Origin of the sequence: Richelia sinica FACHB-800, assembly GCF_014698825.1 — a bacterium.
GTDB lineage: Bacteria > Cyanobacteriota > Cyanobacteriia > Cyanobacteriales > Nostocaceae > FACHB-800.
Genome location: NZ_JACJTT010000005.1, coordinates 147,436 through 165,800, shown reverse-complemented (window position 1 = coordinate 165,800; position 18,365 = coordinate 147,436). Strand labels below are relative to the sequence as shown.

Annotated in this window: 15 protein-coding genes; 2 read left to right on the top strand and 13 right to left on the bottom strand. The window is 41.2% G+C overall.

Features of this window, described 5'->3' with window-relative positions:
* Positions 1 to 16: 16 nt before the first annotated feature.
* Entirely contained in the window at positions 17 to 1,420 is a 1,404-nt protein-coding gene (locus tag H6G73_RS06575; protein WP_190602465.1) for a cytochrome P450, read from the bottom strand.
* Between the two features lie 134 nt (positions 1,421 to 1,554).
* On the opposite strand from H6G73_RS06575, the gene H6G73_RS06570 reads away from it, so the two are divergent.
* Both H6G73_RS06570 and H6G73_RS06565 read left to right on the top strand, forming a co-directional pair.
* Positions 1,555 to 2,202 carry a TetR/AcrR family transcriptional regulator gene (locus tag H6G73_RS06570; RefSeq protein WP_190602463.1) on the top strand — a complete coding sequence of 216 codons (648 nt, stop codon included), beginning with the start codon at positions 1,555 to 1,557 and terminating at the stop codon, positions 2,200 to 2,202.
* 615 nt (positions 2,203 to 2,817) lie between these two features.
* Positions 2,818 to 3,660 carry an SPFH domain-containing protein gene (locus H6G73_RS06565; RefSeq protein WP_190602461.1) on the top strand — a complete coding sequence of 281 codons (843 nt, stop codon included), beginning with the start codon at positions 2,818 to 2,820 and terminating at the stop codon, positions 3,658 to 3,660.
* A gap of 3 nt (positions 3,661 to 3,663) precedes the next feature.
* Here H6G73_RS06565 and folP read toward each other — a convergent pair whose 3' ends face one another.
* From folP to H6G73_RS06505, 12 genes are all read right to left on the bottom strand, one after another.
* Positions 3,664 to 4,530: a dihydropteroate synthase gene (folP, locus tag H6G73_RS06560; RefSeq protein ID WP_190602459.1), complete on the bottom strand. Its 867-nt coding sequence runs from the start codon at positions 4,528 to 4,530 to the stop codon at positions 3,664 to 3,666.
* A gap of 115 nt (positions 4,531 to 4,645) precedes the next feature.
* Positions 4,646 to 5,371, bottom strand: coding sequence for a triose-phosphate isomerase (tpiA, locus tag H6G73_RS06555; RefSeq protein WP_190602457.1), 726 nt, complete (start codon positions 5,369 to 5,371; stop codon positions 4,646 to 4,648).
* Positions 5,372 to 5,798: 427 nt separating this feature from the next.
* Positions 5,799 to 8,339 carry a glycoside hydrolase family 15 protein gene (locus tag H6G73_RS06550; protein ID WP_190602455.1) on the bottom strand — a complete coding sequence of 847 codons (2,541 nt, stop codon included), beginning with the start codon at positions 8,337 to 8,339 and terminating at the stop codon, positions 5,799 to 5,801.
* Between the two features lie 62 nt (positions 8,340 to 8,401).
* A complete protein-coding gene (locus H6G73_RS06545) occupies positions 8,402 to 9,496 on the bottom strand; it encodes a hypothetical protein (protein WP_190602447.1) in 1,095 nt (364 codons plus the stop codon).
* Positions 9,497 to 9,563: 67 nt separating this feature from the next.
* The gene (locus H6G73_RS06540) at positions 9,564 to 10,976 is read right to left on the bottom strand and encodes a Dyp-type peroxidase (protein WP_190602445.1); all 1,413 of its coding nucleotides are present in this window, start codon (positions 10,974 to 10,976) and stop codon (positions 9,564 to 9,566) included.
* A 44-nt stretch (positions 10,977 to 11,020) separates the two neighbouring features.
* Complete coding sequence (locus H6G73_RS06535; RefSeq protein WP_190602443.1) at positions 11,021 to 12,976, bottom strand: galactose oxidase early set domain-containing protein; 1,956 nt, start codon at positions 12,974 to 12,976, stop codon at positions 11,021 to 11,023.
* Positions 12,977 to 12,985: 9 nt separating this feature from the next.
* The gene (locus H6G73_RS06530; RefSeq protein ID WP_199317631.1) at positions 12,986 to 13,990 is read right to left on the bottom strand and encodes a sugar phosphate isomerase/epimerase family protein; all 1,005 of its coding nucleotides are present in this window, start codon (positions 13,988 to 13,990) and stop codon (positions 12,986 to 12,988) included.
* Between the two features lie 120 nt (positions 13,991 to 14,110).
* Entirely contained in the window at positions 14,111 to 14,503 is a 393-nt protein-coding gene (locus H6G73_RS06525; protein WP_190602442.1) for a YybH family protein, read from the bottom strand.
* A 160-nt stretch (positions 14,504 to 14,663) separates the two neighbouring features.
* Positions 14,664 to 15,779 carry a myo-inosose-2 dehydratase gene (gene iolE, locus H6G73_RS06520; RefSeq protein WP_190602439.1) on the bottom strand — a complete coding sequence of 372 codons (1,116 nt, stop codon included), beginning with the start codon at positions 15,777 to 15,779 and terminating at the stop codon, positions 14,664 to 14,666.
* A 136-nt stretch (positions 15,780 to 15,915) separates the two neighbouring features.
* Positions 15,916 to 16,584, bottom strand: a complete 669-nt coding sequence (locus H6G73_RS06515; protein ID WP_190602437.1) for a pentapeptide repeat-containing protein — start codon at positions 16,582 to 16,584, stop codon at positions 15,916 to 15,918.
* A gap of 73 nt (positions 16,585 to 16,657) precedes the next feature.
* Positions 16,658 to 17,152, bottom strand: coding sequence for a hypothetical protein (locus H6G73_RS06510; protein WP_190602436.1), 495 nt, complete (start codon positions 17,150 to 17,152; stop codon positions 16,658 to 16,660).
* A 73-nt stretch (positions 17,153 to 17,225) separates the two neighbouring features.
* Complete coding sequence (locus tag H6G73_RS06505) at positions 17,226 to 18,314, bottom strand: ferritin-like domain-containing protein (RefSeq protein WP_190602434.1); 1,089 nt, start codon at positions 18,312 to 18,314, stop codon at positions 17,226 to 17,228.
* Between the last annotated feature and the right edge of the window lie 51 nt (positions 18,315 to 18,365).

The window sequence follows — 18,365 nt, the reverse complement described above, 5'->3', positions numbered from 1 at the left end:
GAATGTAAATAATCCTCTATGCTGTAGCTGGGACTGCTTTCAATACAGCTTGAATTCCATATCTAGGGCGTAGCGTAATTGAGGGCTGAAGTTCGATGGTTTGGTCACAGATGAGATCCAGGTGAAATTTTTGCGCGATCGCTGCCAGGAGCAAGACCGCTTCCATCAAAGCAAAACTTTTACCAATACAAACGCGAGGCCCATCACCGAAGGGAAAATACACACCACGGGGTAACTGTTTTTCTAAATCATTGGCCCAACGTTCTGGCTGAAACAATTCTGGGTCGGAAAAATAACGCGAGTCTCTGTGCATAACCCATTGACTAGCAATTAAGGTTGTTCCTTTGGGGATGAAATAGCCGCCAATTTCACAGTCTTGGGTTGCTTCCCGTGACACGTCCGTTGCCGGTGGATAGAGCCGCATAGATTCTTTGATCACCCAGGTGGTGTAAGGCAATTGGGGTAAATCAGCCATAGTTGGTGGCCGTCCATTCAACACCGTTTTCAGTTCTGCACTGAGTTTTTCTCGTACATGGGGATGCTGGGCTAAAAGCATCCATGTCCAGGAAAGGGCGTTAGCTGTTGTTTCATGTCCTGCCAAAATTAACGTCGTGGTTTCATCTCGCAGTTGTTTGTCAGTCATACGACTACCATCATCCGCATCTTCAACCTCCATCAGCATTCCCAATAAATCTTTGCCTGTCACTCCACTGGAGCGCCGATGGTTAATCATGGCATATACGGTTTCATCAAGCAGTTTGATCGCCTCTTGGTAACGCTGATCCATATCCTGATAGGCTTCTTGGGTAGCCTGTGGAAAATCCCTCCCTGCACTAAGCTGTTGCATCTCCCCAATTTCTGTTAGTGCTGACATCACATCCTGGGTTTCTTGATATTCAACCCAATTCATCGCTTCATCTAAAGCGTGGGCAATAGTACCTGCTGCTCCATCGTTCACATCCTGATCAAACAGAGTCTTCATGACGATGTTGAGGGTCAGCCGCATCATAGCTTCATGGACATCATGAATTTGCCCATCTTGCCAGGTTGCCAACATTTGTTGGGTGTATTCCACCATCACCGAGGCATAACTGTTAATCTGCTGCTGGTGGAAAACTGGTTGGGCAAGTCGCCGTTGCCGTAGCCAAAAATCCCCCTCACTGTTCAACAAACCATTACCTAGAACACCACGCAGTTGTTGTAAATCTTTGCCCTTGATAAACAAAAGTCGGTCTTTTAAGACCTCGGTAATGTATTGAGGATTGGTCAAAAGACAAAACCATTGGTCTCCAAGTTCCAGGGGAACAATATCTCCATAGTCTTGGGCACAGCGTTGCATAAATCCCAAGCGATCGCAGCTGATTTCTTTGAGGGCTGTTGCTGGATGGGGATGGGGTAGGGTCAGTAAATTTTGGCTCATTGCAATTTACTCCATTAGGAACTACTTTAATAAATGAGTAACACTCACATTTTTAATAATATGAGCATTGCTCATTTATTGTCAAGATAAATGTGATTAATCCTCACTTATGTGGAGAAACTATGGAGATAGCTATGACTCAAAACCCATCCAATCCAGGAGGAATGCGGCGTAAACCCCGACAAGTCCGCAGTCAGGAGCGAGTTAACCGAATTATTGATGTAGCAGAAGAACTGTTTATTACTCAGGGCTATAACGCCACCACGACCAACGCGATCGCGGCTCGCGCTCAGATATCCATCGGTTCGCTCTATCAATTTTTCCCTGATAAGACGGCAATCATGCAGGCTTTAGCCCTGCGATATGAACAACGTCTGCATCAACGCCTGGGGATACTGGATAATCCTGATCTGGCACAACTGCCCTTATCGGCCCTAGTTGATCAGTTGATCGACATCACCGAGCAGCATTTCTCAGATAATCCTGGTTACTTTGCGATTTTCGTGGAAATTCAAGGTAATATACCTGAAATCCAAGCAGTCGAAGATGCTGCTGATGCTCAACTCATCCATGATTTGGCCAGGTTACTGGCTCAACGTCCAACCAACTCCAACACAGTGGATTTGCAAACAGCAGATTACGAAGCGATCGCCTTTGTAGTAGTCAAAGCCATCAGTAACTTAATGTGGCTTTCCCTGAGTCAAGAACAACCATTTCGCCAACGTCTGGTAGCAGAAATGAAGCGGTTCACCTTCAGTTACCTGCAAAGCTATTTGGGTTAGATATCAGGATGAGACCCAATTCTGAGCCAGAATTAAGGCGACTCACAGTAAAGAAAACCTACCTTTTCTTTACTCTCACATACCATACCTGAATCAAAATCCTCATTTTCCTGCTCCTCTGTCACCCTCTTTGTGAGTCTCCAAACTTCACACTATTAACCGAAGTATCAATAGGAACCGCCCTTAACATAACTAGATAAAAATTTGGAAAACCTTGTTTCATCTAGATTTTTGGATTTTTAATTGCTAATTTTTAATTTTTAATTGGTATAGCCGTAGACAAGACAGTTAGGACATTAACTACAACTAAAACTTAGACAAACAAAGGCTTTTAGCACTGTCACCTGTCACCTGTCCCCTGTCCCCTACTATATTACCCCTAACCTTGCCAGCATCTAAATTAAGGTGCTTTAATAGCGATCGAAACTTTTCGCCCCCGTACAGCCTGTTTGGCTCATTCAATACCCATAACCAACCCCATCCCATGCCATCAGCCATTGATACTGATGTTTATAAAAACATAAACCTAAACCCATTAGACTGAACAAGTAGGACAAGCTATTACTATGCCTTTTACACTCAATTCTGCGACACGCTGAATAGGAGCATATATATATGGAACCAATTATCGCTATAGCCTTAGCCCTCATCGGTTATGCTTTAGGGTCAGCCAAACTGATTACCCAAGGAAATGAAGCCTTAGTAGAAAGATTAGGAAAGTATCATCGCACCCTCAAGCCAGGACTCAACTTTATTGTTCCTTTAGTGGATCAGATCGTTGTTGAAGATACCCTTAAAGAACAATTTACAGATATTAAACCCCAAAATGTCATCACTAAAGATACCATCTATCTAGAAGTTGATGCCATCCTCTATTGGCGGATTCGCGATATTGAAAAAAGCTTTTATGCTATAGACGACCTAGAAGGAGCACTAGTCCAACTAGCAACCACCACACTCAGAGAAATTATTGCCCAACACACCGTTGAAGAAACTAACTTGTCTCGTGCTGATATGGACAAAGCCATATTAGACCAGTTGAATGAAACCACTACCAGTTGGGGAGTAGATATCCTCCGGCTAGATATTCAACGCATTACACCACCGGAAAGTGTGCGTAAGTCAATGGAAGAAGAAAGAGCCGCCGAAATCAAAAAACGAGCGTTGATTTCTGAAGCTGAAGGGGAGCGACAAGCCGCCATTAAAAAAGCTGAAGGAACCAAAACTTCCATGCAAATTATTGCGGAAGCTCTACGTTCTCATCCTGAAAGTAGAGACATTTTACGCTATCTGGTCGCGCAAGATTATGTGCAAGCCAGCCAAAAATTAGGTGAGAGCAACAACGCTAAAATTGTGTTTGTAGACCCTGCAAATTCGACAGAAATGTTTCAAGAATTGATTGCCGAGTCTGTTAACCAAGAAAGTCCCAATAAAAATGGTGGTAATGGCGCTGGTTAAAGACTAAGCTGTGGTTTCAGAATGTGCTTGATGTCGGTAAATTGCATCTGCAACTAAAGATACATCACGCATTTCCCGAACATCATGAACTCGAAGAATATCCGCACCATAACCAATGGCAGCACTGCACGCTGCTGCTGTTCCCCACACTCGTCCTTTGGGATCTGGTTGATTTAAAATCTTGCCAATAAAACTTTTTCGAGATAAGCCCATTAAAATTGGACATTTTAGGTGGCGAAATGACGGCAAGTTACGCAAAATTTCTAAATTTTGTTCGTAGTTTTTCGCAAACCCAATTCCTGGATCAATAATAATTTGATTTTCGTCAATCCCAGCAACTTTAGCCGCAGCAATTTGCTGTGCTAAAAAACTATAAATCTCTCCAATTAAATCTTGATAATCGGTGTGTTTTTGCATTGTTTGGGGATTTCCCCGGATGTGCATTAACACAATTGGTACATGTAAATCAGCTACCGTCGTCAACATTTCCGGGTCAAATGTTCCACCAGAAATATCATTAACTATATCTGCACCAGATTCTACCGCCGCCCTAGCAACTGTAGCTCTTGTTGTATCTACGGAAATTGGTATGTCAAATTCTTGGCGGATAGATTGAACAATCGGTACAACTCGTTCTAGTTCAGATCCTAAAGAAATTTGCTCTGCACCTGGTCGAGTCGATTGACCACCAACATCAATAATATCTACACCAGAAGCTACCATTTCTCGCACCTGAGCTAAAGCAGCAGAGGTAGTATAAAATTCACCCCCATCACTAAAGCTATCAGGAGTGACATTTAAAATACCCATAATATAGGTACGCTGTCCCCATACAAAGCAGCGTCCCCTAACGGTGAGGTTTTGATACATAGTTGATTTTCGCTGGACACTCGTTACCAGGAAACACCTGGTAACGTTTCTGGGTAGAAACAATTGGATTGTTTGCTCAGATAATGGGAACTGGTTAAATTTTGTCAATTAGGTTTTAGCGAAAATTGACAATTCTGGCGAAACCATCAGGTTCTAGGGAAGCCCCACCCACAAGCACACCATCAATTTCTGGTTGAGCCATAATCTCATCAATATTATTGGGCTTGACCGAGCCACCGTATTGAATTGATACATGGGGATTTTGTAATTGACTGCGAATTAAGCCAATTACGCGGTTTGCTTCAGCAGCTTCACAGGTATCACCAGTGCCAATAGCCCAAATTGGTTCATAAGCAATGACCAAGTTTGTTTGGTCAACGTCTACTAAGCCTTTTTGGAGTTGGCTGATTATTAGTGATTCTGTCTCTCCTGCATCTCGCTGTTGCTTGGTTTCCCCAACACAGAGAATGGGGGTGAGTCCATAGTTTTGAGCAGCTTTAAGACGGAGATTAACAGTTTCGTCTGTTTCTCCAAAGTATTGCCGTCTTTCACTATGACCAATAATCACATAACGCACACCAATTTCTGTGAGCATAGGAGCGGCTATTTCGCCAGTGTAGGCACCGTTTTCTACCCAATGGACGTTTTGTGCGCCCAGTTGTACGCGACTACCGTGCAAAGATTTGGATAAAACGCTGAGGTCAGTGAAAGGTGGACAGATGACCACTTCTCGCTCGGAGGGCGTTTCTTCCAATTGAGGCAGAAATCCACTTAAAAACTCTTGGGATTCTGCCTGAGTTTTGAACATTTTCCAGTTACCGGCAATAACTATTTTCCGCACAGGTGATTAAGTTAAGATCCTAACGCTACATAGATGCATTTTCACTCTACTACTTTTTCGGACATTCCTTGTCTCCCAATAGCGGAAAGAGGTTATTTGCTAGTTGAGTTGTTCAAAATTTGCCTAATTCTGTTGAAGTTTTACCAGGTCAAAGACCAGGACTCTTGTCCTGGTACTTTGGCTGGTCTTACTGAAGCGCATCATACCCTGAAGAGTGGAAATCCCCGATTCACTACCACTGGGGATTTGTGATTAGGTGGGTATGAAAGTATATTAACCCCAGTTTTTCAGGTGAGTATGCAGTGCCATAGACTCAAAGGTAGAGAACCTCACAGGGATATGACCCATAGGTCTTAAGCATCTGGTGAAAAAGAGAGACGTTCCAGGGAACGTCTCTAGAATGGTTATAGTAACTTAATGCTCAGGTTTATTGAAAGGTATCATTGCGTGTAATGCTGCCACTACCTGGAGTTTGGAAGGAGTGGTTTTGTCCTTGTTCCCAGATAGTATTACCATTTCCATCGCGTTTGACAAACTTGTACTCAAAGGTGGTGGAAACAGGCAAAGACACCTTGACGTTCCAATTAGGATAGGCTGTTGGGGAAAGCTTAATCCCCGAAGATGGTTCCCAATTGCTTAACAGGGCATTATTCCCAACTAGATAGATATTTTCACCGGGTTTTGTCGTGGCATTGACATTGAAGGTGACATCAGTTTGCCGTTGATCGCAAGCATAACGCTGACAAACTACTGCTGGGGCATCACTTTTGCCTTTGTTGATTGCTGCAATGAGATTAATGTATTCACCCAAAGCCCAACTCAAAGGACGCATGGAACGTGTGGCAGTACCAGGGGTATAGCCAGCAGGGGTTGTGGTTTCCCAACCTGTGATGGTGGTACTTTGATTCCAAACTTGTTCAGGAATGAATCCAACTTCTGAGGAAAAGGCTTTGAGCGCATTGAGATAGGATTTTCCTACCGAACCATTACCTGATTTAGCAATTTCATAAATACCGCGTTCAGCAGTGAAGATAGGCCAGAGACGACCGCGACCAGTGCCATTGAAGTTTTGACCGTCGTTGTTTTCTCCATATCCATCGTAATTGTAACGAAACCAAGCCTCTCCCTTGTCTTTTAAAGTTTGTTTGAGGATGGCATCATATTCAGGGATGGTTTCTAATATTGTCCAATCATTGGGACTCATCACCCCTAAACGGGCTAGTTCTAGAAATCCACCATCAATGATGTAGCGTTCACCATGCTTGCCTGTACCGTTTTTAAATTCTAGTTCGACATCATCGTTAGGGTCTTGGTTCTCAGTAATGCGGATATAGTATTTGCCGTTGCCGTGAAAGCCTGTGGTTGTAAATGTCCAATTAGCTACATTGTTGCGCCACTCATCTGCTTTTTTGAGGTAAAAGCTAGCTGCACCAGTATCTCCAGCTTTGTTGGCGAGGTCAGCTGCTGCAACTAAACCTGCTATTTCCGCTGCAATAGTCGAAGGTGAATAGCCTGACATTTCTTCCCAACGTTCCTGTTGAGTGTAGGCTCCATTTTTGGCTAGGAATTCAGCAGCTAGCTTAATTTTCGGCCACAGGTCAGTGCGATTTAGTTTCCAAGCCAAGATAATTGGCATGGCTGTTTCATCCATCTGAGTGCCATTCCAATAGATTGTGCCATCAACGAAGCTGTTTTGTGGGAAACGTCCATTGGACTGCATTTGCACATTGAATAAGTAGTCAACGGCTTTATTGGCGGAAGTTGTGTCACCTGCGGCAATCAAAGAACTAGCAAATTTAAACAAATCTCGTGACCACACCAAATGGTAGCCACCTTGATTACTATCGTTATTAGTTTCACCCCAAGGTGTCCCTAGTCCTGCAATCATCGCCCCATTGCTCTTGTCTTGAATGCTCTGCAGGGTCATAGCTGCTAAGTAATACTGGTCATCAGCTAGACCACCTTGATTGTTGAGTCCTTGATTGTAGCCTACCCATTCCTGAATATAGGTGTTTTCCAAGGCTGCTAAATCGCTTGTGAGAGTGGCATTAGCTACATCCATTGCTGCTGACTCGCTGTTACCAAATCCCAGAACTACATCAAAGGAAATGCTGGCAGCATTGGTATTGCCAAAATCCAGCCACCCTATTTGAGCCACGTTACCTTGATAGGCTCCATCGTAATGCCAGTTCATGGTTTTATCGTTACTGCCACCGAATAGGTCGGTAAAACCATCATTTTGACCAACAAAGCCATTAGACACCATGACATTACCGTCAACTGTCTTCCAGGGTAGGGAAGCAGTGAGGGCTGAGGAGGTGGAATTAGGCTCAGACGCTACTAAAAAGGTGCGGTTGTTAGCAGATAGTGTCCGGGAGTTGTCGGCACCATTGGATGGTTGGCCATTGCACTGTAAAGCACCATTGCCACTACCGGTATTATTGATGGCTGGATTGCCCAGAAGGTAAAGATTATAGTCTTTGACGGTTTTTCCTGGTTCTAGGGTCTCGAATGTAACTCGTTGAATGACGGTAGGACGATTCGGGTCGGTGAAAATCTTTTTCGTAATTTTCCAGCGACGGTCGTCGTCGGTGGTGATAGATTGCCAATCGAGCGATCGCTTATTAACTAGACTAATATCGTGCTGCTTTTGTGTCCGTTCTTCATCACCCCAAGTCTTAGCTGCGTCAGTGACCAAAAATTGCAGGTCAACATTTTGCACTCGGTCTAAGGTCGGGTAAAAAACTTCTGTCAGGATACCTTCTGCACCAGTGAAATAAACATTTGATTTCTCGCTAGCTGAAGTTCCCAGAAAATCTTTAGCCGCTGGGGCCCAAATAGATGCAACTCCAGGGGCACAGGGTGCATTATCTGCCAAGGCTAAACTGGGTTGGAACAGCACAGAGAGGAAATTGACAAATACAAACACAAAAGAGATAAGGAGAATTGAAAATTTTGATTTTTGCATATTTAATCAACTCGAAAAAGTGATTTTTTTTTGACAAGCTATCAAGAAAGGGAAAATTTACCCTAAGAGTTATTAGGTTTACCACCAGTTGCACGGACATTGACTAACTTACCCAGTAAATCAAACCAGAAAGGAGCGCCCATGAACGCTGCTAATGTAGTAATCAGCCATCCCAATAATCCAGATAAAAACTTGCTGGGGTTCAATTTTTTTGGATTAAATGGGCAGATATTTTCACCTGGGCAATCTTGAAAATTGACAAAGTTTTCATAAAAAGGTGCAATGGGTAAACTAGTATTAAAAATCCTGGGAAAGTCTGCTTCCAATTGTTCAATGTTCAGTTTTCCATTAGCATCAACTTGGGAATTATAAAAAAGCTGTCCAGCACTATTAGCTAGGGTTGCTCGCAGGGTAGAATCATTCAGTAGTTTTTCGCCAATATAGAGGGTGTCAATATTGAAAAAAACTGTAATGAGCAAGGATAATCCAAAACAAACTAGCTGCGTATTGCGTTTATAAATTCCTGCGGATCTTTTCATAGAAGTATCAAACCAAGTCTCTATCTCCTTTTGAAAAGATAGGAGAGCATTTTCCCCGGCTTTGATTTTGATTTTGGCACTGTTAGCTAACATTAACAAAGTTTTGGACAGAGATTGGGGAATTTTATCTTTATTGTCTGGTGACTCCAGAAATGTAATCACTTCTTGGAGGGTTTCAAATGGCAATGTATTGTTTCGCAACTCATTAATCAGTGCAATCGCAAATGTGGCAGGCTCTATATAGCTAGGAGAAGAAGTAGAATATAATTTTTCGTAAATTCTTTCTTCTTCCTGTTTCCTTTCTTGTCCACTAGGTTGATGTCTCTTTTGCCAATTTACAACTACATGAGATGTAAATCTTGACCATAAAGAAATCGAACTATGATTCATGCTTTGAATGAGTGGATTTTTATATATTTGGTCTCGAAAATTCCTAATTTCTTGCAATTCTGTGGCATCATGACCCAACATCAATTGTAATATAGACTCTTCTAAATGCTGAGAACGCCACTGCAAAATGGAGGCAATTAATTCTTGAGTGGCTGATACAATCAGGGCTGCGGCAATATAGATAATCACCAGTCCAATGGCGACATCTAGCATGACTGAAGTATTCATTATTCAAGTTCCTGTTTATATTTGATTGTCAAATAATGCCTTGTGTGTAAACAAGGAATTACCTTGATCAACAATTAGCAATGTTTTTTAGAAAACTAATACTAGGAGTAAAGAAGTATTCCCCACCTTTCATATTCACCCATAGCTTAAAGTTATAGTCTACGGTTTCTGGTTGACCCCAAATTCCTGGCCATTTCTGAGTTCCTTCCGGTTGACCAATTAGCGGATCTGGCCCCACGTTAACCTGAACAAAGTTTCGAGCATTGGCCCATCTGATTTGCATAAAATTAAATTGATTTTCAATATCAGCTTGAAAACACAGAAACAGTAATCCCGAATCTTTTTCTGGTTCTTGCCGATGATCATGAGTTCCATAACTAACTGCTCGTCGAGCAATGCGATGTGTTCTTTCTACTTCTAAAGCTTCATCAAACCCTGGTGAAGATTCAACTTTACCCGTATCTCCACGGGGATTAGTTTTACGAATATGAGCATGAAATGGGCATTTGGTTGCAGCACTATCATGCTCATAATTAAAGTTATTCGTGGGCATATTTGAGAAAGTTGGCATATCTGAGAGAGTCACCGGAGTACCATCGTAAAAGCGACCAACAATTAATGCTCCAGCTAATTCATCTTTAATTTTCAGGTTTTTAGCTAGTTGTTCTTGGTCTTGACGAAAAGCTTTGACATTTTGTTCGAGTTTTCGATAAACCAAATAGCTACCGTAACTATCTTCTGTTTTGCCATTAGGGTCTTTTACTAAAACAATATCTAGGGCTGCCCTAGAATCCCATTGACTAAAGCCACAGTCATTGATGCCTGCACTGACAATATCTCTTTTTAAAAATAGAGGTTGACTGACACCATCCACAAAACCAAAATGTTCGATAATTTGCCCTGTTTGATTTCTGAGAATAAAGCCATCTTCTCTGTGAATAATATCAGCTATTTGGCGTATTTGTTGGGTTTCTCTATTCACGATTTGCAATAAAGAAATGATGTCATCATCGGCTATCAGCACTAAAGCATGAATTTGATTTTGAAATCCTGTTTCCCAAGTTTCAATTTTGGGATCACCTAAAGCAGTTCTGATATTTTCATTTTTCATACCCAGACGAAAAGGCTGATCTGTGGGAATTTGGTATGGTTCTATCTCTAGATATTCATAACCATAACGAGATAAAAATAAGTTAGCAAATACACCACCAGATACTTTTTCCTGTCGATAGCGTAATGCTTCATCTGATTGTTGTTTGGCAGATTTTAAATAGGTTTGGGCAAAGTTTTGAATCCACTGCTTAACTTCTTGAGTTCTATCTGGTTGGAATTGCAAAAACAGATGTACACTATAATCTCGCCCATGTCCCTTGAGAATGTTACCTTGTAAGTCTTCAAGTAAACCTTGATATTGACCAGGATTTTCTGGGTCAATACCATCTTCTGGTAGTTGTCGTAAATCTTCTTCTGTAAGTGCCATTTTGATGAACTCCTGACTTGTGAAAATGTCACCTGTAATCAGCTTTAAGCAGCCAACTTGATCATTTTGGCGTGGGAAGGTTTACTTACATCATTGAGGTAGAACATCATGTAGTATCCTGGTGGGTAAAGATTGGCGTTGGTTGGTACTTGGAAATCAATGGCAGATTCTTCACCTAAAGCAACATTAGCGATCGCTAAATCTGCTAATCTTTGACCATAATCAAAAGAGTGAGTGACTGAACCTAACTTAACTAACACCAAAGAACCTTTTTCTGTGGCATTCTTCACAGATATTGTTCCTGATTGACCATATTTCAGCTGTTCAGGGGCTTTGAGAATTTTCGGACGCAAACCAGGTTTAAAGAGATAGGGAGGACTAAATATCTCTGCTTGCCAAATTTCCGCCGGGACAAACGGTTCTGTGTCTCCTTGGGCAAAATAACTTTGCGGCGATTGATAATACTCTTCTAGATTGAACTCTTTTGCCTGACCAGATTTATCCGTCAGTTGAGGAAACTTATAATATGTCTGCGAATCTCGCACAATATTTACGTGAACAGTTCCATCTTTTTCTCTGGCAGCCCGGTTAGCATTACCACCAATCACCAAAACACGAGCATCTGGCAACAAAACTGCCCCATTATGGTACAGTCTGGGTAATTTAGCAGAATTCAAGATTTTGGTACTGTAACCCCCCGCAACTTGGGAATTAGGAGTCATCAATACAGGTTCATAAACAGGTTTATATTCTGGATATTCACCACCATTAATCACCAAAACTTCTTGGGTGGGAAGAATCACTGCTTCCAAATTTGCTCTTGGCTTGCTGAGAAATTTATCGATATATTCCCATTTACCATTTTTTTCTCCACTTTTTGCAGGAGATATCCAACGTTGGAGACTAGAAGCAACCCTGGAACCTGCGGGAAAACCTTTTGTATTACCTCCACGCCCAAAATTGATATCATTAGTACCTATCAGACCCCCAAGTAATAAAACATCCTCAGAATTAGGAACTTGAAGGGCAGTACCATAAGCTTTTGATGTTTCTTCCTTGATGGGCCCAACTTCAAAACTCACGGAAAAGTTGCCTTCTCCATTTTCTTTGATGGACATTAAATAGCTGTTTTTACTGGCTTGGGAAACTAAAACTCCAGCAATTCCTCCATCATCTCCAGTAATCAACAGTCTGCCATCACTAATTGGGAAAACTCTAGGATAGAGGTCAATGCTATCGTAGCTGTCCACATCATTGAGTTTGGTGTTAAAAGGACTGTTTTTAATCTTGGTCAGGTCTATGTAGTGGAATTTTTGAGTTTTGGGATCGTAGATTTCTAAACTAGGATTAATTTGATTAGGAGCATCTAATTTTAGCCCTGAAAAAATAACTATTTTGCCATCAGCTAGTGGAATTAAACTTGGATACCAACGCCCTTGTTTAAGTTGCCCTAAAGTAGACCATTTACCTGTTTGCCAATTATAAAGGTTGACTTGTCTAGAACCTGTAAATGCTCCTCCAGGATAATAGCGTCCAGTACCACCAATCACCAGAACATTGCCATCAGCTAGTTGTAAATGACCAGAGCAAAATAAATCGTTAGTTTCTCCATATTGGATAGCTGGTGGTGTAGAAATGCGCTCAAATTTCTCTGTTGTGGGATTAAACAAAGAAGAATTATTAATCACATTATCATCTTTGACATCAACTCCTTCTATGAAGTTGTTGTTGCCATTTTCATCTTTAACCAGAGTGGTGCGGAAACTGCTACCACTCAAGCTTAATACCTTGCCGTTAGGTAAAAGTAAGGTATGGACAGATTGCATTCGATTTTCTAGAGGAGGCATAGGAATTGTCTCCCATACACCCATTTCTTTTTTCAGTCCGGCCTTTGGCGCAGCAATAGCATTTTCCCAACCACATATTGTTAAAGCTACAGCCAGGATAAAAGCAACAAAAACCGAAACAATTATTTTATTTTGTGATTTTTTAGCTAACATTGACTTTGATTATGAATAGAACATCTTATTTAACTCTTGCTCGGTAGTTTGAATAGCCTTTTCAGCGATTTCGTAGGCACTAGGATATTGATTTGGACAATCTTCTCCAGGAATCCAAAATTTACGTCGCGTTAACCGCAGTGAGTTGATAAAAGCCGGGATAGCATTAAAAATTTCGATAGCAATTGGCCCATCATAAACTGGGAGAATTGCTTCTAAAAATGGTTGCCAAGGTAGCCAACTTGTATGCACAGCCCCTCGATCAGGAGGAGATATTTGAATATAATGGAGTCTCCCTTGCCCTGCTAAGTGATTTACTTGAGTTTTAAATATCTCTGGCCCATCTCCATCTAGGGTTTCATGGGCGCTATCTATTACTACTCCCACTTGTTTACTTTCCACACCATCTAAAAACTCAATTAATTGAGATAATTTATTTGGGCCTGGTGTTTCCCAATGCGTGATGGGTTCAATAGCTAATTTAACGTTTTTGCATTCTGCATATTCACCTAATCGATTGAGAATAGGTTGGGCGTTAGCATAGCGGATGGCCAGATGTTCTTGAAGTTCATCACTCCAAATAGGATTATTAAAGTCTGTAGTCGGAAAAACACCATAGGGGATGACAATTGGCCCCATCATAATTTCACCGCCTAATGCTGCGGTAATATCAACCCTAGATTGGAGATACTCTAAAGCTTCTTGTTGTTGTTCAGGGTAGGGAGAACTAGGGTCAAAGGTGCGAGTAGCACCAACATTAGTAGTAATTTTAATATCTGCTAATCCTTGTTCGTCTAAATAACAGCGCAAATTTGCATAATCAGCTAAATCTTTGTCGTAATCTTGCGTTGCAGTTGGGGCAATGGGAAATTCAAAACCGCTATAGCCGTAATTTTTTAGCTCTTGAATGTGTTTAACAAGTGTATCCCGATATTCTAAGTTATCTGGTTGCAAATTAGTAGTAAACATGAAAAAACTTAAGTAAATATCAGGCGATTTAGATTGGTGAACCATGACATGATTTATCCTATTTTGCTAGTATTCTCAGAATGAGAATTGAGAAAAGATATGACTATAATTAATGGTGGTGTTAACTTGCCAGAGATTATTAACAGCAATCTCCTTGATTAGTGCTTACACATGTTTGTTATTCCAAATCTGCCGGTCAATTTTCCATGTACCACAATCTTTTTTCATTAACCATAAGGCTCGATAACGAGCCTGTTTTGTGGGACTACCATCATGGGGAGTAATAGTAGCGATAGATAAACCAATTACATAGCCCATATCATCGAAAACTTCAATTTCTTCAGCCGTGAAAATTGGGTCGATATTCTGATGGGCAATTTGAGAGGCAAATCCTTCAATAATGTCGGTAATTCCACAACGATCAGGGCCATTTGGAGGCATCCACAGTGCACTGTCTGTGTACATTTCTGCATATCCTTCTATATTTTTCGTCCTGACATTTTCGGGATAGACTTCTTCAAATACTCTCCTAATCTCTTCCCTATCTCTTGAACTCATATGCTCACTCCCATTTTTACCTGTAATTTATCACCTGTTTATTTACACCGTTTCAATTCATACAATTCCCGAAAATTCTTGCAATTAGGGAATAGAGAAAAAGTAATGCCAGATATGGGCAAATTAATTCAATACCTGGCTACTCCCTATTCAACCAAGATTAAAACCCTATTTGATTTCGCAGATATTTACGAGCCATGAGTGCGTATTTTAAGGGTTCAGCTTTATTAGGATCTTGTTCTGCCTCTACCATCAACCATCCTTGATAGTTAGCTTTGGCAAGTTCTTGTAAAATTGGCTGAAAATCAATTGCACCAGCACTATCTCCCGGTACGGTAAATATACCTGCACGGATAGAATCTAAAAAGCTACGACCAGTTTTTTTGGATTCATCTAATTCTGACTGACGAATATTTTTCAAATGAACATGTTTGATGCGATTAGCATATTTTTTCGTGACTGTTAAGGGATCAACTCCCGCATAATATAAATGGCCAGTATCCAACAGGAGCTTGACAGTCTCAGGATTAGTGCCGCTCATCAATCGGTCAATATCAGCCAAATCCTCCACTCCTGTGCCAATATGGGGATGATAGACTAACTGCATACGGTTTTCTTGAGCGATCGCACCCAGTTGGTTTAGTCCTGTGATTAAATCTGACCATTGCTCGTCAGTGAAATGGGGTCTGTTCACTAAAGGATCTACACATTTCTTCTGATGAACGGCATAACCTAATTCAGCTACCACAATTTTTTTGCCCTTCATTTCTTTCATGAAGGCTATTTGTTTCTTAAATTCTTTCAATGTTTCTTCTTTCTTTCCCTCGGTAAATAAAGTTCCTACCCAAGGTTCAGAAATTTTGACTTGACGCTGTTTTAACTCTTTTTTTAAAACTTCCAGGTCTTGGGGGTATTTAGGTGACATCTGGGAACCTGTAAACCCCGATAGTGCCGTTTCACTGAGAATCTGCTGGTAAGGAATGGGAGGATTGAGGTCAATAGTCTGGTCATCACTATTACTCCAACCAGTTGGTGTAATTCCCAAATCAACTTTTGTGGGATCAAATGTGGGGTCTAAAATTGCTGGTTTAGATGTAGGGGGAACTAAAGATACCAAAACCGAATTATTTTTACTTGTAGCCGCACTAGCAGGTAAAGCAAAGCTATTTATACCTAATAAAACCAAGATAAATAACAAAGCTGACAACCGACTAAGAAATTTCATTTTCTGAAAAATCACAGATTTTTCTATCTTTTGTTCATTATTTACCAACATGAATAATTCATTCCTTATCTTTATTTTTGAGCAGTGAGTAAACAAGGATGTTCAAATCATCAGCAATGAGTTTAAAGCTGATTAACAATCCTCTAAAACTCATTGCGATTTCTTCCTATGTACGGGGGGTCAAATTTTATTGATAAGCCCCAAATTTACTGATATCACCGTTATAAGTAGTCCCGTCAGGCATCAGGGAATTGGACAAATCAGTGCCAACAAATTTGGCTGCTTTGAGAGTGGCACTTGATAGTCTGACATTTCTCATGAAGCTGTTAGAAAAATCTGCATTTGATAAATTGGAACGAGAAAGAATTGCACCTTTTAACTTGGTGTGTGTCCCCACCGCATTAGACAAATCGGAATCACTGATAATTGCAGATGTGAGATCAGCGTTATTTAAGTTGACGTTTAATAAAATTGCATTAGTGAGTAGGGCATTATACAAATCTCCATCAGCAAGATTAGCATTAGAGAGGTTAGCCCTTGAGAAGTCAGTTCCCATCATGATAGCTCCCGTGAGGTTTGCTCCTGTGAGATTTGCTTCTTTGAGTTTTGCATCATTAAGTAGAGTCCCAGAGAGATTAGCCTTAGACAGATTTGCTCCATCCAGAGCGCTACCGTATAGGTCTTTATTCGATAAATCTACTCCTGATAGATCGCAACCAGTACAGGCGTTGGTAACCATTAACTTTTCGTAATCTGTAGCGACAAAAGCGTGAGCAGGCAAACTAAAGATGGTTAAGCTCACAACAATTGAGAAGGCAATTGTAGAGAGTCTACGCAACCAAGATTGAGTATTCATGTTAATCCTGAGGGATGTTAGTAATTGTTTGAGTAGGAAAGTCGGGTCTTTACTTACCAGTTGTTAGACAGCATTAGCTTTTTTGCAGACTAACCGCAGGAGGTTCGCTCCAAGTCCCATATCCCAGACCTTTTGCACCTGGTGGATTAACACCAATAGCTGGCCATAGGAGTCCTTCTGGATAGGCTTGTGGACTGGGAATAAAGGTTTTATCGTTTTCCTTAGTGCCAAAGGTATCTCGCCAATCTTGTGGCAGTTGGTACCATGTGGCAACGTACCAAAGTTTGATAATATTGCGAGCGATCGCTCCTAATTTTTCAGAACCCAGTATTTCTATACGAATTCCATTAATTAAAATGGATTCATCATTTTGGTTTTGGGCTGCTGTTTGCAAGCGATGAAAGGTTTCTAGTAGTTCTGCAAATAAATCTTCACCAATGATGTCTCGAACTGTGGCGAAATAAAGACCAGCTTGGCCGGTTCCCTGGAGATGAAACCGAGAAAAACCAGTTAAGGCCACAGAGATATCGAGAAAATACTCCATAAACTCTGGTGCGTTAATATCCATCAGTATATTGACCTCCACAAAAATTGCTAATTTTTTTCAGCTTCTTTTCTCATTTCTCAAAAGGATGAGCAAATTAATCCAATCGGAAAATAGGCGCAGCATTCACACCATCTAGACCAGGAATAGGATTACGAATTAAGCTAGTAGCCTTTTCCTTCAGCCGGAACATACCCCCAACTGCGGGAATTAAAGTTTCAGGATGTCCATCAAAAGCGTATTCAATCTCAGCTAAGAAGTTGCTATAGGCAGACTGAAACTCCACTGCTGCCGTATACAATTCTGAACCTGGGGGATAATCGCTCAGTTTGGCATTTTCCTTAATCGGATAAACTGCGTCCCAATCTACAGTAAAGGTTTCACCTGTTGGATGATGGGGTTGATCAGATTTTTCCGGATCATCCTTGTCCACCACATAATATTGCCCTAATTCCAACTGCTCAAACCGAAATTCATGGGCTAGTTCTCGTTCTGCATCATAGATAGTGCCGATTCTTGTCCCTTCACCCTGTTCTTGAATAACTTTTAGCGCCCTAATCGCTGAACGCAAATCCGTAACAGGGATAATATCTCCGCCACCACTATAGTAATATTCAGGGGTAATTTGTCGCCCAGGATCACCGCAGAATAGGGCATCACCCATCTCCTGATGCAAAGCATTCAACCCACGAATGATCTCTGCATAGAACAAGCCAATGCTATAGAAACTCTTGGTGGGATCGTAGCCCAGAACCGACAGCAAATATTCTTGCAGGGGTCGAGACACAACTAATGGCTTATCTTCAGGAACATCTTTAGACCGTTCTATCTGACGAAAGGTCGCTATAGTCTCTTGGGAAAACTTGCCCAAACCCACTTGAAAATCCGTCTCCCCCGTTGGCAAATAGGTAGGATATGAAGGGATAAAATCAGGTGCAGTCAAAGTTGATTTGATATTTCCTCCCACTGCGTTAAAAACATTAGCAGCAAGAGTGAGGTGTAGCATTTCTTCTACAGCAACAGCACGAATAATATGAAAAGCTTCTAAATTCTTTCCTGGTTTCAGGGAATAAAGCGCTGTCATGTAAGGGGGAATAGTGGCATGTTCTATCTTCATCGCTTGAATCAGATAGTAATGCAATCGTTCTACTGTCGTAATCAGTTTCAAACTATTTTCTGTAGTCATAATCCAGTTGCTGACAATGTGTTCTCGATTCTGTAAGGGATATAAAGCTAA

Bases quoted from the DNA above. Each gene is read 5' to 3' on its own strand.
- H6G73_RS06575 (WP_190602465.1), bottom strand. From the start codon at position 1,420: ATGAGCCAAAATTTACTGACCCTACCCCATCCCCATCCAGCAACAGCC.
- H6G73_RS06570 (WP_190602463.1), top strand. From the start codon at position 1,555: ATGACTCAAAACCCATCCAATCCAGGAGGAATGCGGCGTAAACCCCGA.
- H6G73_RS06565 (WP_190602461.1), top strand. From the start codon at position 2,818: ATGGAACCAATTATCGCTATAGCCTTAGCCCTCATCGGTTATGCTTTA.
- folP (WP_190602459.1), bottom strand. From the start codon at position 4,530: ATGTATCAAAACCTCACCGTTAGGGGACGCTGCTTTGTATGGGGACAG.
- H6G73_RS06550 (WP_190602455.1), bottom strand. From the start codon at position 8,339: ATGCAAAAATCAAAATTTTCAATTCTCCTTATCTCTTTTGTGTTTGTA.
- H6G73_RS06545 (WP_190602447.1), bottom strand. From the start codon at position 9,496: ATGAATACTTCAGTCATGCTAGATGTCGCCATTGGACTGGTGATTATC.
- H6G73_RS06540 (WP_190602445.1), bottom strand. From the start codon at position 10,976: ATGGCACTTACAGAAGAAGATTTACGACAACTACCAGAAGATGGTATT.
- H6G73_RS06535 (WP_190602443.1), bottom strand. From the start codon at position 12,976: ATGTTAGCTAAAAAATCACAAAATAAAATAATTGTTTCGGTTTTTGTT.
- H6G73_RS06530 (WP_199317631.1), bottom strand. From the start codon at position 13,990: ATGGTTCACCAATCTAAATCGCCTGATATTTACTTAAGTTTTTTCATG.
- H6G73_RS06525 (WP_190602442.1), bottom strand. From the start codon at position 14,503: ATGAGTTCAAGAGATAGGGAAGAGATTAGGAGAGTATTTGAAGAAGTC.
- iolE (WP_190602439.1), bottom strand. From the start codon at position 15,779: ATGTTGGTAAATAATGAACAAAAGATAGAAAAATCTGTGATTTTTCAG.
- H6G73_RS06515 (WP_190602437.1), bottom strand. From the start codon at position 16,584: ATGAATACTCAATCTTGGTTGCGTAGACTCTCTACAATTGCCTTCTCA.
- H6G73_RS06510 (WP_190602436.1), bottom strand. From the start codon at position 17,152: ATGGATATTAACGCACCAGAGTTTATGGAGTATTTTCTCGATATCTCT.
- H6G73_RS06505 (WP_190602434.1), bottom strand. From the start codon at position 18,314: ATGACTACAGAAAATAGTTTGAAACTGATTACGACAGTAGAACGATTG.